This window comes from Alphaproteobacteria bacterium (assembly GCA_018063245.1).
GTDB lineage: Bacteria > Pseudomonadota > Alphaproteobacteria > JAGPBS01 > JAGPBS01 > JAGPBS01.
Window position 1 is genome coordinate 1 of the sequence record JAGPBS010000029.1, and the last position, 25738, is coordinate 25738.

At 41.3% G+C, this 25738-nt stretch carries 22 protein-coding genes and 1 tRNA gene; 7 read left to right on the forward strand and 16 right to left on the reverse strand.

The features are described from left to right. Nucleotides 1-109: 109 nt before the first annotated feature. The gene (locus KBF71_05280; GenBank protein MBP9877730.1) at nucleotides 110-1039 is read right to left on the reverse strand and encodes a 4-hydroxybenzoate octaprenyltransferase; all 930 of its coding nucleotides are present in this window, start codon (nucleotides 1037-1039) and stop codon (nucleotides 110-112) included. A gap of 47 nt (nucleotides 1040-1086) precedes the next feature. Here KBF71_05280 and KBF71_05285 point away from each other — a divergent pair, with 47 nt between their 5' ends. Both KBF71_05285 and KBF71_05290 read left to right on the forward strand, forming a co-directional pair. Continuing rightward, the gene (locus KBF71_05285; GenBank protein MBP9877731.1) at nucleotides 1087-1872 is read left to right on the forward strand and encodes a 16S rRNA (uracil(1498)-N(3))-methyltransferase; all 786 of its coding nucleotides are present in this window, start codon (nucleotides 1087-1089) and stop codon (nucleotides 1870-1872) included. Between the two features lies 1 nt (nucleotide 1873). Next, nucleotides 1874-3214 carry a glutamate--cysteine ligase gene (locus KBF71_05290; protein MBP9877732.1) on the forward strand — a complete coding sequence of 447 codons (1341 nt, stop codon included), beginning with the start codon at nucleotides 1874-1876 and terminating at the stop codon, nucleotides 3212-3214. A gap of 207 nt (nucleotides 3215-3421) precedes the next feature. Here the strand turns inward: KBF71_05290 and KBF71_05295 are convergent, their stop codons facing one another. Next, entirely contained in the window at nucleotides 3422-4729 is a 1308-nt protein-coding gene (locus tag KBF71_05295) for a hypothetical protein (GenBank protein ID MBP9877733.1), read from the reverse strand. Nucleotides 4730-4800: 71 nt separating this feature from the next. Continuing rightward, nucleotides 4801-4887 (reverse strand) — tRNA-Leu (locus KBF71_05300). 74 nt (nucleotides 4888-4961) lie between these two features. Here KBF71_05300 and nth point away from each other — a divergent pair. Then, entirely contained in the window at nucleotides 4962-5612 is a 651-nt protein-coding gene (gene nth, locus KBF71_05305) for an endonuclease III (GenBank protein ID MBP9877734.1), read from the forward strand. 117 nt (nucleotides 5613-5729) lie between these two features. Here nth and KBF71_05310 read toward each other — a convergent pair whose 3' ends face one another. The 4 genes from KBF71_05310 to KBF71_05325 all read right to left on the reverse strand — a co-directional run bounded on the left by KBF71_05310 (nucleotide 5730) and on the right by KBF71_05325 (nucleotide 9659). Next, a complete protein-coding gene (locus KBF71_05310; GenBank protein MBP9877735.1) occupies nucleotides 5730-7223 on the reverse strand; it encodes a hypothetical protein in 1494 nt (497 codons plus the stop codon). 81 nt (nucleotides 7224-7304) lie between these two features. Beyond that, nucleotides 7305-7871, reverse strand: coding sequence for a Smr/MutS family protein (locus KBF71_05315; GenBank protein ID MBP9877736.1), 567 nt, complete (start codon nucleotides 7869-7871; stop codon nucleotides 7305-7307). Between the two features lie 9 nt (nucleotides 7872-7880). Next, nucleotides 7881-8951 (reverse strand): MltA domain-containing protein, encoded by a 1071-nt coding sequence (locus KBF71_05320; GenBank protein MBP9877737.1) that lies wholly within the window; start codon nucleotides 8949-8951, stop codon nucleotides 7881-7883. Nucleotides 8952-8966: 15 nt separating this feature from the next. Beyond that, on the reverse strand, nucleotides 8967-9659 hold the full coding sequence (locus KBF71_05325; GenBank protein ID MBP9877738.1) for a Tim44 domain-containing protein: 693 nt from the start codon (nucleotides 9657-9659) through the stop codon (nucleotides 8967-8969). A gap of 158 nt (nucleotides 9660-9817) precedes the next feature. On the opposite strand from KBF71_05325, the gene KBF71_05330 reads away from it, so the two are divergent. From KBF71_05330 to KBF71_05340, 3 genes are read left to right on the forward strand one after another with little or no spacing between them, the layout of a single operon-like run. Continuing rightward, a complete protein-coding gene (locus tag KBF71_05330; protein MBP9877739.1) occupies nucleotides 9818-10546 on the forward strand; it encodes a hypothetical protein in 729 nt (242 codons plus the stop codon). Next, the gene (locus tag KBF71_05335; protein MBP9877740.1) at nucleotides 10533-11819 is read left to right on the forward strand and encodes a hypothetical protein; all 1287 of its coding nucleotides are present in this window, start codon (nucleotides 10533-10535) and stop codon (nucleotides 11817-11819) included. The genes KBF71_05330 and KBF71_05335 overlap by 14 nt, the downstream gene beginning before the upstream one ends. After that, nucleotides 11816-13564 (forward strand): serine/threonine-protein phosphatase, encoded by a 1749-nt coding sequence (locus KBF71_05340; GenBank protein ID MBP9877741.1) that lies wholly within the window; start codon nucleotides 11816-11818, stop codon nucleotides 13562-13564. The genes KBF71_05335 and KBF71_05340 overlap by 4 nt, the downstream gene beginning before the upstream one ends. Here KBF71_05340 and KBF71_05345 read toward each other — a convergent pair. The 5 genes from KBF71_05345 to KBF71_05365 form a co-directional block, all read right to left on the reverse strand. Then, on the reverse strand, nucleotides 13561-13974 hold the full coding sequence (locus tag KBF71_05345; protein MBP9877742.1) for a low affinity iron permease family protein: 414 nt from the start codon (nucleotides 13972-13974) through the stop codon (nucleotides 13561-13563). The two genes, KBF71_05340 and KBF71_05345, sit on opposite strands and share 4 nt — an antisense overlap. Before the next feature lie 109 nt (nucleotides 13975-14083). Then, nucleotides 14084-14758, reverse strand: coding sequence for a hypothetical protein (locus KBF71_05350; GenBank protein ID MBP9877743.1), 675 nt, complete (start codon nucleotides 14756-14758; stop codon nucleotides 14084-14086). Nucleotides 14759-14853: 95 nt separating this feature from the next. Further along, on the reverse strand, nucleotides 14854-15708 hold the full coding sequence (gene prmC, locus KBF71_05355) for a peptide chain release factor N(5)-glutamine methyltransferase (protein ID MBP9877744.1): 855 nt from the start codon (nucleotides 15706-15708) through the stop codon (nucleotides 14854-14856). Between the two features lie 3 nt (nucleotides 15709-15711). Further along, nucleotides 15712-16791, reverse strand: a complete 1080-nt coding sequence (gene prfA / locus KBF71_05360; GenBank protein MBP9877745.1) for a peptide chain release factor 1 — start codon at nucleotides 16789-16791, stop codon at nucleotides 15712-15714. 70 nt (nucleotides 16792-16861) lie between these two features. Continuing rightward, nucleotides 16862-17392: a helix-turn-helix domain-containing protein gene (locus KBF71_05365; GenBank protein ID MBP9877746.1), complete on the reverse strand. Its 531-nt coding sequence runs from the start codon at nucleotides 17390-17392 to the stop codon at nucleotides 16862-16864. Between the two features lie 154 nt (nucleotides 17393-17546). Here KBF71_05365 and KBF71_05370 point away from each other — a divergent pair, with 154 nt between their 5' ends. After that, on the forward strand, nucleotides 17547-18545 hold the full coding sequence (locus KBF71_05370; protein ID MBP9877747.1) for a sel1 repeat family protein: 999 nt from the start codon (nucleotides 17547-17549) through the stop codon (nucleotides 18543-18545). A gap of 5 nt (nucleotides 18546-18550) precedes the next feature. Here the strand turns inward: KBF71_05370 and KBF71_05375 are convergent, their stop codons facing one another. The 4 genes from KBF71_05375 to KBF71_05390 all read right to left on the reverse strand — a co-directional run bounded on the left by KBF71_05375 (nucleotide 18551) and on the right by KBF71_05390 (nucleotide 25588). Next, complete coding sequence (locus tag KBF71_05375) at nucleotides 18551-21205, reverse strand: pyruvate, phosphate dikinase (GenBank protein MBP9877748.1); 2655 nt, start codon at nucleotides 21203-21205, stop codon at nucleotides 18551-18553. Nucleotides 21206-21266: 61 nt separating this feature from the next. Further along, nucleotides 21267-23387, reverse strand: coding sequence for a glycine--tRNA ligase subunit beta (locus KBF71_05380; GenBank protein MBP9877749.1), 2121 nt, complete (start codon nucleotides 23385-23387; stop codon nucleotides 21267-21269). Next, nucleotides 23387-24262 (reverse strand): glycine--tRNA ligase subunit alpha, encoded by an 876-nt coding sequence (locus KBF71_05385; GenBank protein ID MBP9877750.1) that lies wholly within the window; start codon nucleotides 24260-24262, stop codon nucleotides 23387-23389. The genes KBF71_05380 and KBF71_05385 overlap by 1 nt, the downstream gene beginning before the upstream one ends. 132 nt (nucleotides 24263-24394) lie before the next feature. Further along, the gene (locus KBF71_05390; GenBank protein MBP9877751.1) at nucleotides 24395-25588 is read right to left on the reverse strand and encodes a leucine-rich repeat domain-containing protein; all 1194 of its coding nucleotides are present in this window, start codon (nucleotides 25586-25588) and stop codon (nucleotides 24395-24397) included. Nucleotides 25589-25738: the final 150 nt, after the last annotated feature.

Here is a 25738-nt window from a genome sequence, read left to right on the forward strand (position 1 = left end):
TTCTAAATGAGGGCAAACAGGCTCTTGAATGCGAACGAGCAAACCATGGGCCTCAAGGAAGCTCATAAAGTCACGCATTGAAGCATAGGATGTTTTGAGTTTTGTTTTATCAAGCATTGAAAAGGTTCTCCCCGATAAAGATGAGCAGGATCAAAATCCCAAGATCCCGATTCGATTTAAAAACGCGCAAAGATGAGACTGGATCATCCATGTGCCAGGTCAAAATTTGCCAAAAGAAATGAGCGCCCGCTGTGATCAAAAAGAGAAAAGACCAAAGCAGTGAGAAATGGTTTAAGAAGAGCCCAAGCCCAATCAAAATCAAAGACAGGCCATAGATGATTGAGACAGCATCCTTGCTCTTTTCTTTGAACAAAAGAGCTGTTGATTTCATGCCAAGCAAGGCATCATCTTTTTTATCTTGATGCGCATAGATCGTATCATAGCCAAGGGTCCAAAAAATAGCACCGACATAGACAAGCAAAGATGGTAATGACAGATCAGCACCTGTTGCACAAATGCCCACCAAAAACCCCCAATTAAAAGTCACACCTAAAAACAATTGTGGCCAATAAGTGATGCGCTTCATCAAGGGATAGGCACCAATCAGCAAGAGCGAGAAAAGACCGAGCAAAATGGCCTTATCAGGCAGCTGAATCAGCAGCAGGCTTGCTGCGAGCAATTGCATGATGAGGAAACATTTTGCAGCTTTGCGCGTGAGAGTTCCAGAAGGCAAAGGTCGCAGAGCTGTACGCTCAACTTTTTGATCAATCTTGTGATCAAGTAAATCATTAATCGTGCAGCCAGCACCGCGCATCAAAACTGTCCCAAAGGCAAAATAAAGAATCAGAGGCCAGTGACTCATCGTGATCCCGCCCATAAAGAGACCCCAAAAAGCAGGCAGACCCGAAAGCCAAATGCCTATAGGCCGATCAAGCCTTGCTAACTGCGCATAGGGCTTTAAAGAGACAGGCAAAGCTGCAATGAGCCAGTGGTCATTTTGAATGTCTGTATGAGGCGTGTGATCTTCCAATTGCGTCATTTCTCTATTCGTGGTTTAATGGTTCAAAAGAACGAAGAAACAAAAAGATGATATCAAAGCCAAAAGCAAGACTTTATGTGAAAAATCCTCTTATTGTTGGCAGCGAGATCACTCTCTCCTCCGATATGTCTCATTATGTCGCAAATGTGCTTCGACTGAAAGAAAAAGATTTCGTTCTGCTCTTTAATGAGTCTGACGGTGAATTTCTGGGTCCTCTCACTCTTATCCATAAAAAGCACACTAAGCTCACCCTCACAAAACAAACACGCAAAGCGGGCTCAGACTCAACGGCTCAGGACGATCTATGGCTTGCCTTTGCGCCTCTGAAAAAAGATCGACTTGATTTTCTGATTGAAAAATCTGTTGAACTTGGCGTCAATCGACTATGTCCTATTCAAACTGACTTTACCGAGATTCTCCATTTAAAACTGGATAGAATTGAAGCGCAAATCATTGAAGCTGCTGAACAAACAGAAAGACTCACGCTACCAACCATTGACCCTATGACAAAGCTTAGATCTCTTCTAGACAAGTGGCCAAAAGATCGCATTCTATTTGCCTGTCTTGAGAGAGAAAAAGCCTTACCAGTTAAGGAGGCTTTTGCCAAAAAGGATCCATCCCAAAAATGCGGTTTTTTGATTGGACCTGCTGGCGGACTCTCTGATACAGACATTGCTCTGTTGCTCAAATATCCATTTGTCATCCCGATTCATCTCGGCCCGCGCATTTTAAGAGCTGAGACAGCAGCTATTGCTGTTCTATCAGCCTATCAAGCCTTTTACGGTGATTGGGCCCAGGCCGAACCAAACCAAACACTGAGTAAAGAAGACTAACATGATCATTGAAAACAAACATCAGCTCATCGACTATTTCGCAGGAAGCGGAAAGCCGCCTCATGACTGGCGCATTGGGACCGAACATGAAAAATTTGTCTTTGATCTCAAAACGCTGCGGCCTGTTCCTTATGCTGGCGACAATGGGATTGAGGCGATTCTCACCGCTTTCTCAACCCAATTTGGATGGTCTCCTGTTTTTGAAAAGGATAAAATTATTGCTCTGAAAAGGGGGCAAGCCATGATCTCTCTAGAGCCAGCTGGTCAACTAGAACTCTCTGGCAGTCCACTGCTAAACATCCACCAAACTTGTCAAGAAACCCATGATCATCTCGATCAAGCAAGAGAGATTTGCTGCCAATTGGGCCTAGGTCTGCTTGGCATGGGACTTTTGCCGAAATGGGACAGAGATGACATGCCTTGGATGCCCAAAGGGCGCTATAAAATTATGCGTGAATATATGCCTAAAAAAGGCACGCTCGGCCTTGATATGATGACGCGCACATCAACGATTCAGGCCAATCTTGATTATCTTGATGAAAAAGACATGGTCAGGAAATTCAGAGTTTCCCTGGCTCTGCAACCGATTGTGACCGCCTTGTTTGCCAATTCTCCTTTTGTCAATGGAAAGCCATCTGGTTATTTGAGTTACAGAAATCATATCTGGCATCACACTGATCCGGATCGAACGGGCTTTCTGCCTTTTGTCTTTGACACAGATTTTGGCTTTGAGCGCTATATTGATTATGCTTTGGATGTGCCTATGTATTTTGTCTATCGCGATGGAACTTACATTGATGCCTCTGGTCAATCTTTCAGAGATTTCTTGAAGGGTCAATTGTCAGCTCTGCCAGGAGAAAAGCCTTTGCTGAAAGATTGGGAAGATCATCTCACAACGCTTTTCCCAGAGGTTCGTCTCAAAAAATATCTTGAAATGCGCGGCGCTGATGGCGGCCCTTGGCGACGCATCTGCGCCTTGCCAGCTCTCTGGACTGGCCTTTTATATAGCGATGCTGCTTTTCAGGAAGCTGAGGCTTTAGCGGCTCAACTGAGTCAAGATGATATTCGCTTAATGTATCAAAATGTTTGCAAAACAGGCCTTCAAACACAGGTAGGAAAGACAACGGTTCTTGATCTTGCCAAACGCATGCTGAGTATTGCGGCGAGAGGATTAAATCATCGGCAGGCATTGAATTTTAAAGGTGAGACGGAAGAAAAATATCTCTGGCCTCTTTGGCAAATTGTTGAGGTTGGACAAACTTTATCAGAAGAAATGCTCTGTAAGTACAAAGGTCCCTGGCAAGAAAACATCGATCACGCCTATAGTGAATATGCTTATTAGGGGCTTCATATCAAAGCACCACACCAACCTTTCGTCATCTTGAGCCGAGCGCAGCAAAGGTGTGAGGATCCAGTCCTGAATCATCAACGAAAGGCACTGGTTGAGAGATTTCTGGATGGTCGCGTCGCTTCCGTCTTCGCTACGCTTCGACGAGATGTCGCTCCTCACCATGACGATTTTCAGAGATGCTACAATCCCCTCAACACATCACTCATCCATCTTCTGCTTTTTCGCCGAATACTCATCATTTTGAGCAATGCGCTTATAAAGTGCAGCCGATTGATTCATCATCAATTGCGCCTCTTCATGTCTCTCCTTAAGATATTCCTTCACTTCGAATCGTTTTTGAGGATTTTCTTGCATCAAAGAATCTAATCGTTTTTGTGCAAAGGGTATTCCTTGCATGGCAAGCTCAATCCAATGGCTCACTTCATCTTCTCTAACGAGGAGATTCCTCTGCGCATCTGGGTCAGTTATCACAACGCCCTTTGGGGGCACTTTATTTTGAATGAAACCAAAATCAACTTCCTCTAAATGAGGAGCCGCTTTTAAAATGGTTTCTATCAAATGAGATGCATGGTCAAATTCCCTATAGTTTAATTCATGAATCCGAATCCGTCTCAAAAGAGGAAGAGAATTTTCTTTTAACTGAAAACCTCGCCAATAATCTGGAACGGAATCCTCAAAATTATAATTTAGTCGATCCAGAGAAAAGGATTCTATATTCGGCACTGCTGTGAAAAAGCATTGCAAGGTAAATAAATCCATACCCTTCTTTTCTGCACCATTTTCAATAGTCGCACGTTTTAGTGATAAGAGCGGACCACCTCTAGAGAAGATAACCTCTTCCCAATTAAAGGGATGATCCTCATTTGAGGCGGTAATCGACAAGAAAAATTCTTGTAAACGCGGAAATGCATACAAAATTTCATCCAGACTCGTTTGTAAACATGAGGCTTCCCAAATGTCTAAATAGACAATATGATCTCTGACATGAGAACTCACACTTTGCAATGCATCAAAATCCTGTATTGTCTTTAACACGGCTTCTTTTGCATTCACTTTATGAGGACTCTTTGCGCAAACCAATGCCAACTCTTGACCTGAAATCAAGCCATCGTTTCCTGAGTATTCCAAATACTGAATAGGTCTTAAAATGTGATTTGAGATTGATAAATACCCTCTCAAACGTCCATTCATGTCACCGTTATAATCAGTTTCGGCTAAACAATATCGATTCCGATACAGATCCAGATCAAAAGAGACGCTCCATTCTTTAGCTGTGACAAAGACAGTAAACAAATCTCTCGGACTCAGATACTTAAATATTGTTTTCCAAATATGTTTGGGAAATAATGCAATAGATAGTTGCCCATCCACCCTTGGGACCAATCCAGCTAAGCAAGTTCCTGTAAGCCGGAATGCATGAAAGGTGTCTAACTCCGCTCTTGTAAAAGGGACAACTTGTACTTGAACATCAGTTACCGGTTGAGAATTGCCCTGAATCATGACCATTTTAAAATACCTCATCTAAAAATAAATAGAGGCTCAATGTATAGTGTTTAATTAAAATAGTCAAGAAAATTTGGTGCCCAGAAGAAGACTCGAACTTCCACAATGTTTCCATCACAGGTACCTGAAACCTGCGCGTCTACCAATTCCGCCACCTGGGCATAGTCAATACTCTTTGTCTCTAAACTGACTTCTGTTATACTCTAACCAGCAAGAAATAATAAGAGACCTCATCATGACGAAGACAACTTTACTCACCAAGGCTGAAATTATATCGATCTTTGAAAAGCTCAAAGAAGCGAATCCAACACCCACGACAGAGCTCAATTACACAAATCCTTATACGCTGCTGGTTGCTGTTGTCTTATCGGCTCAGACCACAGATATCAATGTCAATAAAGCAACTGAAGCTCTTTTTAAAATTGCTGATACGCCTGAGAAAATGGTTGCCTTGGGTCTTGATGCGATTCTCTCTTCCATCAAGACACTCAATCTTTTTAAAACCAAAGGACGACATCTCTATGAACTCTCACAATTACTGATTGAAAAGCATCAGAGTCAAGTCCCAAACAATCGTGAAGCCCTCGAGGCTCTGCCTGGTGTTGGCCGAAAGACAGCGAATGTGGTTTTAAATACGCTTTTTGATCTGCCTTGTATAGCCGTTGATACGCATATCTTTCGGCTTGCCAATCGCATTGGCTTTGTAACTGAAAAAACGCGCGAGAAAACAGAGGCTAGCCTCATGAAAGTTGTCCCGAATGCGTATCTCAAAGATGCGCACCACTGGCTTATCCTTCATGGGCGTTATGTTTGCACAGCCAAAAAACCAAAATGCTCAATTTGCATTATTCGTGATGAGTGCAAATATCCTGATAAGACAATTTAATACAGCCCCCAAAAAAACAGCATTGTGAATTTAGAGTTCAGGGTGACTCTGTTGTGAAATAGCAGAGGACCCTCAAAAGAGAGCCCTCTGAGTGACGTATCGAACCATCACATAAAGTTACATATTTTGTACTATCAACCGTTGAATCGCAGCGTCAACAGCACGATGAGCATCTTTTTCCCCCGCAGATTCTCGACCACTTGGCTTTTTGAAGCAATTGAACTGCATAGCTTGCAAAAAGTCCAAAAGCACTTTTCTCTCATCCTCAGACTCTGGTTTCGTCTTTTTTGTACCGCCATATTGCCTTAAGAACTTCCCGACTTCAGCTGAGTTTGGCACATATTCATTTAAAACCGTTGTTTCTTTTGTTTGCTTGAAAGTTTCAAAAGCTTCACATAATTTTCCCTGAGCGACTGGAGTTTCAACGCGATCTGCAACCAATTCAACGCTTTCAGGGACAACAACTGGCGCTGACTTTTGAGCTGGGGCAGGTAAAATACTCACAGCAGATGACAAGAACACTTGAACTTTATTATCTACAGCAAATTTCTGCAACTCTGTCAAAAAGGCAGCCAGTTTCCCAAGAGGAATATCACCATCCTTATGTATATTTTTTAATTCTAAAGCCAAGTGCATTGTGAATTCAGCTTCTTTGAAAGAGAAAGGCTTATCATTCAAATAAATGGTATTATCTTTTATTTCAATCTCCAATCTATTTGCTACAAAATTTGACAGAGCTGTCATTGCATTTTGTACATAGGTTTCTTTATAGAGACCAGTATGTCCGAGTGTTTCAGTTTTAACTTCTGAGGAGAGATAAGGATCTTTCTCGACAAGATAGTTCAAATAAACTTGTCCATGACTCTCAGCATTAGATTTTAAGTTGCCTAAGAAAGCTTTTTTGTCAAAAGACATTTCCAAATCATAATAGATTTTAGCCAAGAAAACGTCATACAGGTATGCAGGTTGTTCACAAAGCTTTTTCTTTAAATCTGCTCCAAAAGCCTTAAGATCCTCTAAAAACCGTGCACTTTCAAGAGCCGGAGTCGCACGCTCTGAGAGCATTCTATAAAGAGTTGCTCCTTCTGATAATAAAATGCGATCAAAATCAGTCGCATTATCCCAATGAAATTTAAATGCTTCTAACAAAGCGACCCAATGGGGCAACTGTCCTGATTTAACAGCTATTTGAAACAAATCGAGCGGTGTACTGAATTGATATGGTTTTAAATTTTCACCAAACATCCCAAGATAAATCTTGCGATCTTTAAAAAGACTAATCAATCGATTCAAGGCCGCATCCGATGCGTATTCGTCAGCTGATTTGACCCAATTCTCAAAAGCCGCTTGTAAATCCTTAGGTTTTCTGTTCTGTTCATATTTAGCATAATTCTCACTTGCTGTATCATTATACCATTTCTTTGGATTTAACATTCCACCCATACGATCAAATAAGGATGAAGGCGCAGTAAAAATAGCAGATTCCATTAAATCATTTTTTGGCTCACCAGCGGGGGCAACGCCAACACTTTGGCTATTAAAACTTGGATACACCGCTCCAAATCCTTGATTTGGTTGATCTTGTGATTTATTTAAATGAATTTGAGCCATATTTCTCCCCTTTTCTGTTGTTGGTAGATCTATTCTGCGGAGCATTTCCTAAAAAAGAGATTAACGAAAAAAAGAAAGTTTCTAGGCCTTTCTCAGGTACAGATAAAAGGCACCGGAGCCTCCGTCCTTGGCTTGAGCAGGGTGACAGGTCAAAATCACCCTTGAAATATCAGGTCTATTGATCCATTCAAGAAACGATTGCCGAATGACACCACCTCCGCCTTCGGCATTTTTGCCTTTACCGGTGACAACCAAAATAAGTCTCTTGTTATTTTTTTGAGCCTGCTCTAATGTCCGCATAAAACAAAGATAGGCGGCCTGTACTGTCATGCCATGAAAATCAATTTTCATCTCATAATCTGTTTTGCCTTTTTTGATCCGCATGTCATTTTTACGATCGAGCCTGTTGGAAAATGTTCCTGGCACCAGGGGCGTAATTGTTGGTTTCTGCGGCGCCTCAGATGCAATTTGCATGTATGATCTTGGACGCCTTTGAAGTTGAATTTTGGGCGGATAATGCGCCTTTTCATCTGACTTTACCTCAGGTGAACCAGGCTCTGTCTTCTTTTTGCGCACAAGAGGCTTTGCTTCTTCTTTCACACGCTCCCAAAGCTCAAGACCATCACCTGTATCATCCTCATCATCCATCAAGTTATCCTATCGAACTGATGCTGATTTTGAGAGCAGAATGAAATAATCACCTTTGTTCTTCATAAGACCTGCATGATGCTCGGCTCTGTCACCATTGCCCCAAAACAAATCGCCACGCACTTTTCCTTTGATCGCTGATCCCGTATCTTGAGCCACAACCAAACGACGTAATTTTAAATCCGGCTCTTCTGGATGATCAATTGAATCAGCTTGAAGCCATAAGAGGGCGCCATAGGGCATAAAAGCAGGATCGATTGCCAAAGATCTTTCTTTTGTGAGAACAACACCTGATGAACCAACGGCTCCCTCAATTTGACTTTCCTTAAAAAAGATAAAAGATGGGTTCTGATCAAAGACTTCTCGCTGCCTTTCAGGATGTGCATAAAGCCAAGCCTCAAGACTTTGCTTTGACATATTTTGGGGCTCGATTTGTTTTTGATCAATCAAGTATTTACCGATTGATACATAGGTCTGGCCATTCTTTCCGGCGAAAGCAAAACGTTTTGTTGAGCCATCATCATAGCGCACGATGCCACTGCCCTGCACATGTAAAAAATAAAGCTGAACCGGATCTTCAAACCAAGCAAGAACCTGTGTAGATGGGTGGATTTTACCGCGCTCAATGTCTGCTCTGACCGTGTAAGGCGTTTTAAAATCTGGCGGCAAGGCATAAAGCGGATATTTGAAGCTCCCTGTTTTTTGCGCTGATGCTTTTAAAATCGGCTCATAATAGCCTGTGAAAAGTCCTTGTCCATCAGCGTTTGTGACTTTATAAGGCACGAGATTTTTTCTGATAAAGGAGAGAAAATCTTGATCTGATTGAAAATTGCTTTTCATCAACTCAGGACAGACATCTACCAAAGTTTGCTGAACAGCATGCGCAAGCGCAGAGCCATTATTTTTTTGTGTAAGTCTCTTTTCACAGCTTTTCAAAAGAGCTGGCCTTACTTCTAAAAGACGATCTTGTGAAAATCCTTCGAGCTGATCAAAAGAAATAGGTGCCAGAGAGAGCTCAGCAGAACAAACAGCAGAGGCCATTAAAGACAGAATGGAGAGACAATAAAAAACATATTTCATGATGACCTCAAATAGTTACTCAGCAGCTGATGCTGTGCGAATCAATGTCCAATTTGGATTATCTGATGTTGTATCGCGTGAGAAGGTCCAGCGATCAACCACTTCTTGGGCCTTATCCGGATTGCCTTCAATCAGCTCACCTTTTTTATCGAAAAGAGCAATTTTTTGATGCGAGGTAATGGTCATTGTCACAACGGCTTTTTTGCCCTCCAGATTCGCTTTCAGAATAGCGATATCATCGAGCCTTGTAATGTTAGCTTGATATCTCTGCCCTTTTGTAGATCGATCATCCATCAATTTTGCAAACTGCTCATAAACTGAATGAGATAGCATTTTTTTGAGAAAATCATGGTCATGATTTGCAAAAGCCTCAATGATCATTTCAAAGGCTCTGCGCGCCCCTTTAACAAACTTCTTCTCATCAAAAGATGGATCAGCTTCTTGAATGCGGGCAATACCCTGAGAGAGCGTCAAAGGCATATCATCAGCATAGGTTGTTTGAGGACGGATAAATTTTTGCTTTGCCGCAGTTGATTTGACAAGAGGCACTGGCTCTTTCAGAGGCGCTTCTTCTTTTTTAACATAAGGATTGTTGCGATCTCTTTCTTCACCATGTTTTTTACCCAAGACACTTTTCAAGCGATAGACCAAAAATATGGTAATAGCAGCGAATAAAATAATATCGAGTAAGTAGGATTGATCGTTCATAGTCGTCTCCTTTGCCAAGATGAAGTCATTTATCGAATTTTTTTGCAGTATAGCACTGAAAGGTTTCTAAGTTCCATCCATTTTGTAAAAGAACCATTTTGTCAGATTTCTTTTTTACGATTTTATGCTAAGATAATGAAAAAATGAGCAAAAAAATAATGACGAACATCTCAGAAGCCCCAAAGACAAAACACAGGGAAGACAAAAGCTCCTTTACTGGAAGCACAGCCCTCTTTGGCTTATTTTCTTTATTCCTTGTGATCACAAGTTTCTTACTTTCCTTTTTGATTTTTTACCATGCTACATTGACATTAGAATCACAAGTTATTCATGACAAAGCTGACCTATATAAATCTGCAATGCTCAGTCGTTTGCCGCTTACGAGCGAAATGTCCTCTGAGACTATTGTTACGATTCAAAATTTCATCTCTGATCTAAAAGCTCAAGACACACAGCTGACGACCGTTGCGGTTTTCACAAAAGATGGAACCATCACCTACAGCTCAACGCTAGGTCTAATTGGTGATCGCATTATGGATCATTGGCAAAATTTTCTAGCGCAAAATCCAGTGATGCCTGAAATCTTAGGTGAGAGAGACCTCTCCCTTTTTTACCCCATTCCTAAGACAGATGGACTTTACCTCTCTCTGACTTTTAAAAAAGACTCTTTTTTAACCCTTATCTCAAAGAATCAAGGTTTCTTAATAGTGACAGGACTGAGTACTTTGGTCCTGGGCCTTTATTTACTGACGCGTCACATTCCTCAATTAAAGGGTTTTGATTTTAGACAAGACCCTCTTCTTCAAACGTTTGAAAAACGCAAAAAAGTTGTTCAAACTGAACTTAATGACCTCTTAAAGGATTTGAAAAATTATGAAAGCCTATAGAGATTTCATGTCAGCTCATTTTAAATCTTTAAACCGGACGCTCTTGCTCTGGCCTATGGTTCTTTTCCTTGTGATTGTGATCCTGTTTTCGTTTATCGAAAAAAAGACTCTTGATCAAGCTCTTGATCATCAAATCTCTGCGAGCCTATTACTTTATGAACATTTTTCTTTTGTGGATACAAGCCGTGAGGGCAGCCCTCTCTCTTTCTATCTAAAGAAAAATGACCAATATGCTGACCCTTCAACCGGAGCCAAAAAAGAGGCACCCCCTGCTCAAGAATCAACCATCCGGTACGTCATTCAAAAATCTCAACCGAACAAGAGTGGTCAAGAACTGATCGTCAGCGGTGACCGTTTCTCTCTTTATGGCACCTACGCTCTAAAAATGGCAAATTACATACCCATTTTCATCATGCTCTATATTGCCTCACTTTTTCTCTATAAGGATCTTGATCAATTCTGGATCAAGAGATACAACGCTCTTTTTGTTCTGCTGAAAGATGCTGACAAAGGACATTTCACAAGACTTGTTCGTTCAATTCCGCATGATTATTTAAGGGGGCTTCTCTTTGCGCTTAATCGGTCTGTTATTTCATTAAATGAGCTCTATGTCTCTTTAAATGGCTGGATTAAAGAACTCAAAGACTTAAACCTGTCACCACAAATCAATCGCAAGGTTGATCAAATCAATCAAACTCTTCAGAAAAAATATCACTTTAAGGGTGAAAAAATTCACCTCTCTTTTATCACAATACCAATCAGCCCTTCCTATTTCATGCTTTTTCTGCTGACTTTCTCTGAAGGATTTTTCATCCCCTTTTTCAATTACTATTTTGTTCAAAACATCAAAAGCAGTTTTCTGACCTACTTCATGGCTTTACTCACCATCTTCTTTGCTTTCTCACTTTATTCGCTCTTTCAACGAAAACAAAGCAAATCGATGATTTTCATTCTTCTGTGCCTCTATTTATCTATTCTTGGGAAGATCAGCCTTGGATATTCAATGATTAGCGATCAGCAAGTGATCATCTTTTATGCCTTAAGTTTTATCGGACAAATCTTGGCCATTGGACTTTATCTCTTCTATCTGTTTAGACCTTTTGAGATTGCAAAGACATCTCTCTATGTCATATCAGGTGCCTTGTTTGGCCTGCTCACAGGTTGGATATTGCAAACAAATGAACTGGCTGTTCATGCTCTTTTAGGCTCAGTCTATTGCACCTATCTCGCTATCTTGTACTTTTTCTTCATACCCGCGGAGAATCATACATGACACTCAATCAGCGCATCGGTCTTTTTTTCACAGGATTTTTTCTCATCTTCACCATTTTCTATCTGGCGAATCAAACGTTTTTGAGTGAATATCAACAACATAAAGCTGCTGATCTTGTCACCTCCTATCAAAATAAAAGATGGGAAAACCTGCTCAAAAACTTCTATGACACTTATCAAAAAGACCTAAGACTGGTTTTAAAGAATCAGAAATCCATGCACGCGACTTCTTTCTCAAAACCAGAGCAAATTTATTTGATCTCTGAATTTACCAATCAAAATCAACTCAATCCTCTTTTCAAAAGCTCTCTTGCGCAAAGCGAGGATGAGACCTTCATCCAGCTTGAACTTGGCCTCAATCAACCCATCCAAATCCTTCAAGATTTTAAACAGAATTACTTTATCGCCTTTATCTATGATTTTTCTGACATACACAAAAAATATCTTGTGATGCTCGACATGCGCCAAATTCAGCTTTTCTATTTTGCTGAGCATCAAGATCGCAATTATGTCTTCAACCAACATGGTGATCCGATCCTCGGACAAGATCCAGGATTCATCAAAGAATTTAAAGACCTCTCGTGGGATCCCCTCATCTCAAACTTTTATGAAAATACAAAAACAGGCCAAGACTATATCTTTATTGTAACGCCCTTTAAGGACATCAATAATGATATCATTGGCTATTGGGTGACAATCGAAAACAAAACAACACAATTGGCAGAAAAATATGTCTATCTGACCCTTTCCACTTTCTTGATTTTTGCCTTTTTCATCTGGGCCATTTTTATGACAAATGCCTATTTGAAAAATATGCTCACGCCTCTTCAAAAAAGTCTAGAAGCCTTAGAGGCGATGATTGCAAAAAAATCAGATTCCTTTGTTCCTTTCAATGACAATATTCCCGATTATGAAAAATTGGAAGATTCCTTACGGATTTTAAACACAAGACAGATAAGTTATGATTTGATCCAAACGCAAAAAGTTCAATTTCAAAAATCGATGTTTAAATACCTTTCTATCAAAAAGGAGCTTGATGTTGCAGCAAAACTGCAACTCTCCATCCTACCAGAAGGCAACCCAGGAACAATTATTAGAGATTGCAAACTCAAAGCGCTCATGATTCCAGCCAAAGAAGTTGGAGGCGACTTTTATGACTACTTCAAGATTGATGACAATCGTCTTGCAATTGTTGTGGCTGATGTCTCAGGCAAAGGGATTCCTGCTGCTCTGTTCATGATTCTAACGCGTACATTATTGAAAGCTCAAGCAGCCCTTTCAGATTCGATTCCTGATTTGCTCAAACGCGTGAATCAAATACTCACCAGTCAAAATCATGAAATGATGTTTGTGACTGTCTTTTTTGGCATTTATGATGCACGCACAAAATCTTTTACTTATTGCAATGCTGGTCATCCCCCTGCTTATCTCTACGATTCAGCAAGACAAAGTTTTACAGCTCTTGAGCTGACGCAAAACATGGCTCTTGGCATTGATGATTCTGTGAGCTTCACCACTCATAAAATCACCCTCAAAAAGGGGCAGTCTATCTTTGCTTATTCCGATGGTGTCACGGATGCCATCAATGATCAAAATGAAGATTACGGCATGCGCTTTACAGATTTAAAAATGCCTAAAGACCTCAGTCTTGAAAAAGTCCCTGATGTTATTTTGAGTGATATTAAAGGCTTTGTGAAAGAGGTTGATCAGTTCGATGATATTACAATGCTGATCTTGGGGACTTAATCCACATCTTTTGTATCGGTATCAAATACACCTTTTGCCAATTCAGCTCTTGCGGCAGCTGCTAATTTCTCATATTTGGCTTTGATTGCAATAAGCTGTTCTTCAGTGAGTTCCTCTAAATCCAAGAGGGCATTATGAGCGCCTTGATGAGCTCTAATCAATTCATCAAGCTTAATTTGAATGGCTTCACTGTCTCTGTTCTGTGTATTCTGAATCAAAAAAACCATCAAGAAGGTAATCACAGATGTGCCTGTATTAATCACAAGCTGCCATGTATCAGAAAAATCAAACATCGGACCCGTGATTATCCATACAATAATAATCCCAAAGGCGAATGTGAGTGTGATTGGACGCCCGGTGAGCCTGGCAATAAGGCGACAAAAATCTGAAAAATACCGATTGATATCCATTTGATAATCCTTCTTTTTTCTTTTTATTATCAACCTGATTTTCAAATTGAGAAAGAAAAAAAGACCCACGGCATCACCATGGGTCCTATTCATCAAAATTTTTTTCTTTTTAGAATTGTAATGATGGACCTGGTAGACCGTCCTTCAATGCAACCTTTAGTATATCTTGCGTTGTTACATTCTTCATCACAACAGTTTCGAGCTTAGGAAATTCTTTCAAAGCCTTCACAAGACCTGGTATTGAAACCTGTCTGTTATTTGGCGCTACACCACCCGACATTTCTCTATTTTGGGCATAATAACTCATATTCAATGCTTTTGAACCTTTAACAGATAGATCAATCGATGTCACTGATGGGAAAAAGTCTTTAAGCATTTGTAGCTCTGCAAGAAGACCAACTGTGCTCATTTTGATTTCAATTTTCTCAATAGCATCGCGTCTTGCCTGTGGAATCATTTTAAGGAGCTGAGCTGTATCTTCATTTGCATTTGAGCGAATATAGGTAAAGGCCTTAGCACCAACAATAAATGAGTCCTTCGGATCCATCACTTTGTTTTCTGCTTGTTTAACTGCTCTTTTTTTCAATGACTGATGAAGTGTAAAAGCTGCATGTGACGCATAGGCCCCTTCTGATTGAAAGGCTTGCAAATATCCAGGAATAAACTCATCTGCTGACCGTCTTGCCGCTGTATCAACAGCTTGATAAATATCTCTCTGTGTTAAAGAGAATGGAACATTGAGTGATGCAAGTGGGGTATGTTTAACGAGTGTAATTTGTGCCATTGATGACCTCCAAGTTTTTTTATGGTTATAACGTTAGATGGTAAGTCTAACAAGGAAATCGTATCAGCATCAAATATAGACGTCAATCCCAATTATTAATAATTTTTTAATTTAAAAATGAGACAACGCTCATGTCCTTGAAGATCTTTTGCAATTTCAACAAGATCATAACCGTAAGTACTTACCAATATTGCAATATCTCTTGCCTGATCATAACCGCATTCAAGAATCAGATATCCATCCGGCTCTAAATAAAGAGCTAAGTCTTGTAATAAAATTCGGTAAGGGTCAAGGCCATCTGCCCCTCCATCAAGAGCCAAAAGGGGATCAAATCTTTTGACTTTTTCAGACAGGCCGACAATATCAGATGATCGTATATAAGGCGGATTTGAAATGATGCATCCAAAGCGCTTGCCCGTTCCTTCCAAAGCTGAATACCAATTCGATTTTTGGAATATAACGCGATCCTCAAGGCTTAGACGTCTTGCATTTTCCTTTGCAACTTGCAGCGCTTTTTCTGAATAATCAAGCGCCATTCCTTTTGCCTCTGGCCATTCGCGCAAAAGCGATAAGATTAAGCATCCACTACCAGTACCAAGATCAAGCACATCTCCCTGATAATCATGTCCGCAATAGTGCAATGCCTTTTCGATAATCAATTCTGAATCAGGGCGCGGATCAAGCACATCTTTTGTCACATAAAAATCATCTTTCCAAAAGCCTTTAAGGCCAAGAATCTTTGAGACAGGTTCATGATCCAAAAGCCTTTCATAGGCATGATCGAGCTGATCACACTGCTCAGCGGTTAACAAGATGGATTCGGGTCTTAACAAATCAAATCGAGAAAGACCAAGAGCTTTTTTGAGATAATGAATGAAATCGCGCACAAGATCCGTTTCATCTTTAAAAAGAGACAGATGCTTTTCTGAGAGCCATTCCTGAAGAGTCATCACTTATTCTTCTGCAATTTCAGCAAGCTTTAATGCTTGATCATGAGTGATCAGCTCAGAAATCATTTCCTCCAAAGCCTCACCAATCAATACAGCTTCAAGCTTATGGAGCGTGAGGTTAATCCGATGATCCGTAACGCGGCTTTGTGGAAAATTATAGGTACGGATCCGCTCGGAGCGATCTCCTGAGCCCACCTGGCTTTTTCGGGTCGCTGCTTGCTCAGCTGCAATTTGATCGCGTTTGACTTGGTAAAGGCGCGCTCTTAAAATCTTAAAGGCCTTTGCGCGGTTTTTATGTTGAGATTTTTCATCTTGCTGTGAAACCACAATACCAGTTGGAATATGAGTAATGCGCACGGCTGAATCTGTTGTATTGACGTGCTGACCACCAGCACCAGAGGCTCGGAAAGTTTCAACGCGTAAGTCTTTTTCTTGAACATCGATATCAACCTCTTCAGCTTCTGGCAAAACTGCCACTGTTGCAGCTGATGTATGAATGCGTCCACTTGTTTCAGTTTTCGGAACACGCTGAACGCGATGAACGCCAGACTCAAATTTCAATTTTGCAAACACATTCACGCCTGCAATCTCTGCTCTGGCTTCTTTAAGCCCACCAATCGGTGTTGGTGATGAATCTAGAACCTGGAATCTCCACCCCTGCAAAGCTGAATATCTCTGGTACATCTCAAATAAATTCGCAGCAAACAGGGCTGCTTCATCACCGCCTGTCCCTGCTCTTACCTCAAGAATTGCATTTCGGGCATCTGCCTCATCTTTGGGCAGGAGCAAAATCTTCATATGATTTTGAAAGTCATCAAACTTTGTTTCTAGATCTTTCTTCTCTGATTCTGCAAGCTCTTTCATTTCAGCATCTGAGTCGGGATCATTGATCATTTCTGTTAAATGAGAAATCTCAAGCGCCATCTGGCAATGTGTTTCATAAGCTTTTGCAATCTCTTCAATCTCAGAAATCTCACGCGACAGACGTGTCATCTCTTCATGCTTCAATGAAGGCTCAGCAAGCTGTTGATTTAATTGATCGTAACGATCTTTAATTTTTTTAAGCTGAATGGAAATATCCACAGAAAATCCTCAATGATAATTTAAAGCTAAGCTACCACAAAGAAGGACAGAAGATCCAGAAAATAAACGATTATCTCAAATAGCTAGGCAGGTCGATCAAAAAAGGGGTTCCAACTGTTTGATCTGAATTCATGTAAGACCATATCAAATAAATAACCAAAATCAATGTTGCAGAACCGATTACCCATGTTTTTCGAGGCGCTCTAATTTCTTCAATTGGCTCGGGAAAGCGATAGACCTGACTTTGGTGGAAATAATTGCGATATTCACCCAAAATCGCTGACGCATCAAGGTCTAGAAATTGCACATATGATTTCAAAAAACCTGAACGATAAGGTTCATCCGGCAGATCATCAAATCGACCCTCTTCCAAGGCAACCAAGTATTTTTCTTGAATACAGAGCTTTTCAGCAAGTGTTTTGAAATCAACGCCAAGGTGTTTACGTCTTTTTTTAAGCATTTCAGTCAAAGGGATATGGAAACCGGTCACCTCTGGCTCAGGCTCTGCAGAAACCTGGGGTTCCTCACCCGTTACAATCTCTTCAATAGCCTCTATCACCTTGCGGGAACGACGTTTTGTTTTCGCTTTTTTTTCTGCCATCTGACCCATCAATTATTGCTTGTTTCTTCCATGATACGCATTTTTCTAAAAACTTGTCAAATAGAAGATGAAGATATACTCATTTCATACTCACTTGACAATTATTTTATTTTCATTTAATATAGATTTAATTTTAAAGAAAGAGAGTATATTAATGTTTCATGATTTCTATCAATTTTTAAGTTACTATACCGATAACATCATTGCCATCATCAGCGGAAGTTTCGTTGGCTACACCCTCGTTAAATTGTACAGTCGGAAAAAAACGCCAAAGAAAATTATTCTTCCTGCTGTTAAACCAAAGTTCGATTGTAGCTTTGATGCACTAGTGACTCTAGCGAACAATGGCGATGCTCTCGCCCAATGTGAATTAGGGCTCCGCTATTACAAAGGTGATAATATCCTTCAAAATTATAAGCAAGCATACGAATGGTTCATGAAAGCCGCCAACCAAAATGATGCTGAAGCTATTTACTATATTGGCATGATATATCTATGGGGCAAAGCCGGCCAAAAGCGCAGTAATCCGAAGGCTTTAAGATGGCTTTTGAAATCAGCTGAAATGGGATATGATGTTGCACAACTTCAAGTTGGCGCCCTCAGGGAATCAGGTCGCGGTAAAAAGGCAGATGTCATCGAAGCTGGAAACTGGTATTTAAAAGCTGCCGAGAATGGGAATGCTGAAGCCCAGTACATAATGGGAGAAATTTTGTCTAGCGGGAATGATCCACATTATGAATATGCTGAATTACTCTTATTAAGCTCCGCTGAACAAAACAATACAAAAGCCCAGCGCCTATTAGCTTATCTATATACTGAAGGGGCTGGATATAGTCGAAATCTCAAAGAGGCATATAAATGGACAAAGAGAGCGGCTGAAAATTGGGATAAAGCAGCCTTCTGCTCACTCGGAATTTTATACCAATACGGCAAAGGTGTGCAGAAAAATTATGAAAAAGCTTTCTACTGGTACAAAATGGCGGCAGATATGAATTTACCTGAAGGGCAATATCATTTAGGTATCATGTATCAAGAAGGACTCCATGTCCCTAAAGATCCAGTCGAATCCAAAAAATGGTTTGACCTCTCAAAAATTCCCCCAAACCAAGAAGGACTATGGCGCAGAAGTTCATCCGTTAAAAGATGGTGGTAAACACGTCAGCTCTTCAAAGCGGCATGAGCGGCTGCAAGTCTTGCAATCGGAACGCGGTAAGGTGAGCAAGAGACATAATCTAGCCCAACCAGCTCACAAAAAGCAATCGAGGCTGGGTCCCCGCCATGTTCACCACAAATACCTAGCTTCAATCCAGGATTTGTTGCAACGCCTCTGTCTTTGGCAATTGAAATCAGCTCACCAACACCCTCAATATCAAGCGTAACAAATGGATCGTTTTCCATAATTCCTTCACGTTGATAATCTGGTAAGAATCCAGCTGAATCATCACGGCTGATACCAAGCGTTGTTTGTGTTAAATCGTTGGTGCCGAAGCTAAAGAAGTCAGCTGTCTCAGCAATTTCACCTGCTCTCAAAGCTGCCCTTGGAAGCTCGATCATCGTACCGATCATGTAAGAAATTTTTGTCTTATATTTCTCAAACACTTCTCCTGCAACTCTCTCAACCATTGGTTTTAGGGCATTGAATTCTTCTTTTGAGCCAACAAGAGGAATCATAATCTCTGGCACCACAAAGTTTCCTTTTTTCTGCGAGACTTCAACAGCGGCTTCAAAAATAGCTCTGGCCTGCATTTCATAAATTTCAGGATAAGAAATACCCAAACGACAGCCTCTGTGCCCTAACATTGGATTGCTTTCATGAAGCTGTGTTGATCTTTGACGAAGCTGAACAATATCGCTGCCTGTCTGAGTTGCATACTCAACCATCTCTTCACGCGTGCGGGGTAAAAATTCATGCAGCGGCGGATCCAAAAGACGGATTGTCACTGGACGTCCATCCATTAAATCGAAAATCTCGACAAAGTCTTGCTTTTGCATTGGGAAAAGCTTCTCAAGAGCAACTTTACGGTCTTTTTCATTATCAGCAAGGATCATCTCACGAACAGACATAATGCGCCCAGGATCAAAAAACATATGCTCAGTTCTGCAAAGACCAATGCCTTCTGCGCCAAATTTGATCGCCATTTTGGTATCAGTTGGCGTTTCCGCATTCGCTCTCACTTTCAAACGACGCGCTGCATCTGCCCATGACATAAGGGTTTGGAATTCACCTGAAAGCTCTGGTTCAATGCGTGCAATTTCACCTAAAATCACTTCACCTGTTGACCCATCAATCGTCAGGGTATCACCCTCTTTGATTACGTGTTGACCAACTTTCATCTCACATAATTTTGAATCAATCTTCAGATCTCCTGCACCTGAAACACATGGACGTCCCATACCGCGCGCAACAACAGCTGCATGGCTGGTCATACCGCCTCTGGCTGTTAAAATCCCTTTTGCTGCATGCATACCGTGGATATCTTCAGGACTTGTTTCAAGCCGACAGAGAATCACATTCTTGCCCAAATTTGCAACGCGCTCTGCTTCATCAGCTGAGAAAATAGCAATACCACTCGCAGCGCCTGGTGATGCTGGCAATCCCTTAGCGAGAACTGTTTTTGAAGCCTTCGGATCCAAACGAGAATGTAAAAGTTGATCAAGCGATGCTGGCTCAACCCTCAAGATTGCTTCATTCTTTGAGATAATATTCTGATTCGCAAGCTCAACGGCAATTCTGAGAGCGGCTTGGGCCGTTCTTTTTCCGTTACGGGTCTGAAGCATGTAGAGCTTTTTCTGTTGAACGGTAAATTCAATATCTTGCATATCACGGTAATGCGTTTCTAGGCGATCGCGCACTTCACACAGCTGCTTATAGACCTCTGGCATCTCTTCTTCTAATGATTTTTCATCAGTGCCTTTTGCAGCTTTTTTGGTTAAAGGTTGCGGCGTTCTGATACCAGCCACTACATCTTCACCTTGTGCATTGATCAGAAACTCACCATAAAACTCGTTTTCACCCGTTGATGGATTGCGCGTAAAAGCAACGCCTGTTGCACAGTCATTTCCCATATTCCCAAAAACCATGGCTTGCACGTTAACGGCTGTTCCCCAATCGGCTGAGATATTATGCAATTTACGATAGGTAATCGCTCTCTGGTTCATCCAAGAATTAAAGACTGCACCAATGGCTGCCCAAAGCTGTTCTTGAACATCCTGCGGGAAATCCTTACCCGTTTCCTTTTGAACAATCTCTTTATACTCTTCAATCAGCTTTTTCCAATCATCAGCTTTGAGATCGGTATCTTCATGAAGATGGAAATCTGCTTTATAGCGCTCTAGCGCATCTTCAAAGAGGTAATGATCAACCTCAAGAACAACGTTTGAATACATTTGAATGAATCTGCGATAGCTGTCATAAGCAAAGCGCTCATCACCGCTCATTTGAATGAGTCCGAGAACAGTTTTATCGTTAAGGCCCAGGTTTAAAATTGTATCCATCATCCCTGGCATCGATGCACGCGCCCCTGATCTCACTGATACAAGAAGCGGATTCTGATTGCTCCCGAAGGTAGCACCAACTGTTTTTTCAATAAATTGAATATTCTCCTCAACCATCTTTTTTAAATCTGATGGATAGGTGCGTTCATGATTATAAAAGTAAGTACAGACTTCAGTTGAAATTGTGAACCCTGGCGGCACTGGCAGACCCAAGCTTGCCATTTCTGCCAAGTTTGCGCCTTTCCCACCAAGAAGGTCTTTCATATCCTTTTTGCCATCGGCCTTACCATTGCCAAATGCATAAATCCACTTTGTCATTGTTGTTGTTTCCATCTGAAATCCATCTTCTCGTTTCATATAACCTCAATCTACACAAAATTCATTTTTCGTCAATGCAGGAAAATGATGCAATGCGATTCATTGTCTGTCTGATCTGACCTAAAAGTTCTAGACGATTTATCCTTACGTTCGAGTCTTCTACATTTACCATAACATTCTCGAAAAAATCATTAACTGGCGAGGATAAATGGGCTAAATGCTGCATCGCCTCCACATAATCATTCTTTTTTATCGCAACATCAACAGATTCAGATGCCCTCTCTAACGCCACATGCAATTTTGTTTCAAATCCATCTTTCAGATAAATTGGATTCACCTGCCCCTTATATCCTACCTTATCTTTTGTTTCTTCGATCTGCAGAATATTATTTGCGCGCTTGAATAAAGACAGCAAACGCGTTGCCTCAGCCTGTCCACAAAAATCTGTCAAAGCCGTGACACGTTTAAAGATCAGATAGAGATGTGTCAAATGACCTGTTTCATAAGTTGCTTGAATCAGATCATAGCGCAATCCCTTGTCTTTGAGATAGACCTTCATCCGCTCAAGAGCAAAGGCATGAATCTCATCTAAAGGGCATTTTTCTTTATCAAGCATAAAGATCCCTTGACCCGCATAAAGCCTAAAGACATGCTCACAAAGGGCCACAAAATCAAAATCAAGCTCAAAAGCTTCAATAATCCGCACGATACCAAGGCAAGCACGTCTCAGTGCAAAGGGATCCTTTGAGCTTGTTGGCTTAAGACCCGCTGTGAAGAACCCAACCAAGCTATCCACTTTATCTGCTAATGAAACCAATGCGCCCTCAACCGTGCGTGGCAATTGATCAGCTGCGCCCATGGGCTTGTAATGATCTTGAATCGCAATCGAGATAGCATCCCCGAGTCCATCATGCGCTGCATAATAACCACCCATCACGCCTTGAAGCTCAGGGAATTCCCCCACCATGCCAGAGAGGAGATCGGCCTTCGATAATTGACCAGCTGTCATCAGCTTTTTAGAATCGATCGCAGAAAGGTGGGCATGATTTGCGCTTTTGAGCAACTCACTTAAAATCCCTGCGATCCGTTCTGTTTTTAAGAAAACAGAACCAAGTTTCTCATGAAACCGAATATTGTTCAAAGACTCACGACGGCTTTCAAGTGTCACTTTACGGTCCTGATCCCAGAAGAAACGGGCATCAGAAAGACGGGCCCTGAGGACTTTCTCATTTCCTGTGACAATCGCAACGCCTTTATCATTCGGTACAATATTGGCAACGATCACAAAAAAGGGCGCAAGCTTACCATCAGCCTGATAGAGCGGGAAATATTTCTGATGAACACGCATTGATGTTGTTAAAACTTCCATCGGCACATCCATAAAGGCCTGATCAATCTGGCCAAGGAACGGCACTGGATATTCCACAAGACCTGAGACTTCTTCCATCAACCCTTCATCCGGCTGAAAGACAAGGCCTTTATCAGATGCCAAAGCAGCAGCTTTTTCTTGAATGATTGTCATGCGCTCTTCACGATCCACAATCACAAATGCCTTTTTGCATTTTTCTTTATAGTCCTCAAAACTTGTGACAATAAAAGAATCTGGGGCCATAAAACGATGTCCCGTTGTCTCAGCACTAAAATGAATCTTAGCGCTTTCACCTTCTCCTAATGAGATAAAGCCCTTCAATGGCTTTTGATCAAAGATCGCCATCACGCGATGGATAGGACGTATCCAAGCCTTTGTGAAAGATCCCCAGCGCATTGATTTTGGCCAATTGAACTGAGCTATCAAATGAGATGGAAGCTCTGCAAGCAATTCAGTCATTTGCTTACCTGGCGTTAACACATTTACGAAATAATATTGCGCTTTTCCGCCGTCACGTAGCTCGCATTCATCCAAAGACTTAAGATTATTCGCCTTCAAGAAGCCATCGATAGCTTGCTGTGGCGCTCCCAAAGCTGGGCCCTTTTTCTCTTCTGAGACATCATTTTGTTTGATAGGTAAATTCTGAATCACCAAAACCAAACGACGTGGCGTGACATGGCTCATCACCTGAGCGCCTTCGATCTTTTTCTCCTTCAGCCAGCCCTCAGCCAATTGCGCCAATTGCGCGCCAGCATTTTTTTGCATGCGTGCTGGAATTTCTTCTCCAAAAATCTCTAATAAAAACTCAGCCATTATGCACTCTCCTTCACATTTGGCGCATCCCAAACTTCACAACACATTTTCGCAAGGGCTCTGACGCGGCCGATGTATGAGGCTCTTTCTAAAACAGAAATCACACCTCTGGCATCAAGCAGGTTAAAGCAATGGCTTGCCTTGATACATTGATCATAGGCAGGCAGCGCTAATTTTTGATCAATCAGCATTTGGCATTCCCGTTCTGCATCCTCAAAATGCTGAAACAAAACATCCGTTGTTGCAAATTCAAAATTATAGGCTGAAAATTCTTGCTCATTGCGCAAGAATACATCTGCGTAAGTCACACCATGGTCATTGAAAGCCAGATCATGGAATCGTTCTTTATTTTGAATATACATGGCCAGCCTCTCAAGTCCATAGGTGAGCTCGAACGACACCGGGCTACATTCAAGGCCGCCCACTTGCTGAAAGTAGGTAAATTGCGTAATCTCCATTCCATCGCACCAGACTTCCCAACCAAGCCCCCAAGCACCGAGCGTCGGGCTTTCCCAGTCGTCTTCCACAAAACGAATATCATGCTGCAAAGGATCAATGCCGATTGCCTTGAGACTTTCTAAATAGAGCTCCTGACAATTGGCCGGAGATGGCTTCATAATGACTTGAAACTGGTAGTAGTGTTGAAGGCGATTCGGGTTCTCACCATAGCGGCCATCTTTTGGACGACGTGATGGCTGAACATAGGCTGCATTCCAAGGTTTTGAACCAACTGCGCGCAAGGTTGTTGCGGGATGAAAGGTCCCTGCGCCCATTTCACAGTCATAGGGTTGCAGAATCACACAGCCTTGCTTTGACCAAAAATGCTGCAAGGTCAGAATCAAGTCTTGAAAAGAAAGCGGCTTTTGTTGCGTCATGTTGAAAAACCTCCGGACAATAAACAACCCCAGTCTAGCCTTTTCAATCAAAAGAAGCAAGCATGACCTCACAATTTAAAAGGCCCGCAGAAAATATCCATCGGGCCTTTGTCTTCTTCAAATCAATACAACCTAAATGGTCACATCAGAACCCTCTGTTGATTGCTCTTTTTCAAGCGATTGAATCTGCTCATCTGTCGGGAAAAGGGTACCAAACTTCCCGAAATATAGCCTCATTTTATCAGCTTCATTCGGATCAGATCCTGTAGGGCCGTACAAACCCGTTGCTATTGTAAATAAAGCAACACTTACCTCACTGGGCAAGAACTCTAATGGATTGTTATCTAAGCTCACGTGGAAAGTCTTTCCCGCAAATAAAGCTATATCTCTTGGTAACGTTTTAAGTTGATTATTGGAAAGGTTTAGATTTCGCAATGTTTGATCTTTAACCCACCACCTACCAGCGCCAGAAAACACACCAATCATTGATGACAAAGAAGTCAGGCGATTATTACTGAGATCGACACTCTCCAAATTGCTTCGCACCCATGAAAAATCTGTAGAAAAACTTTGTAAAGAATTATTATTCAGCAATAATTGGCGGCCGGCAAATCTAACTATTTCAGGAGGAAGGTGTGAAATCTGACGCCCTGACAAATTAAGAATATCTAGACGATCTCTGCATGCCTCATCAATAGAAACCTTACAGTCCTTATAGATTTGATAGGCTTCACCTAATGACTGACCAGCCCCGTCAGCTGCTTTTTTGAAATCATAAAGATGAAAAGCGAAGTCCATTCTTGTTTCATCTGACGGGTAAACTAAAAAATGCGTTGTCCCTGATAATCCTTCTTTAACCTCAGCTTCAGATTCCCCTGTTGCTTCCATTAATTCATGAATGACCTTACTTGCAACATCTTCTATTTCCTTTTTAGATACACCTTGGTGCGTCTCAACATTCATCTGTCTCTTAGGCTCAGAAAAAAGCTCACCATAATCTTTGCCATAAAATTCCTTACTCTCTGGATACGCCATATCCACAAGCTCGCTAGAACTCATTGCGCCGCCCAAAATATCCCCCCCTGGTCCTGTTGCCATATTTATCATATTTGCAGCTCTTTCAACAGCATCTCTACCTGCATTAGCTATTGCACGCATGTAAAGAGGCAAATTATCGCCCAGCATAGTACTGACAAGTTCATTCATCTGAACTTTTTTTGTCTCAACTGGTTTTTGCTCAACAGTTGTCTCCGCAAATTTAGCCTCATCTGCAGCTCCAACATCAGAACCTGTTTGTGATTTACCTGTTTTATCTATCCCTGACATGACTCTCTCCTTCATTAAAAATTCATTAAATATGCTTTTTACAAAACATAGTCCTATTATAAATCATATTTAATGAAAAAAAAAAAAAAAAAAAACTTTTTTATAAAAAAACATTTTTTGTTACCGTTTTCAAAAAAACCTCCCAACAAA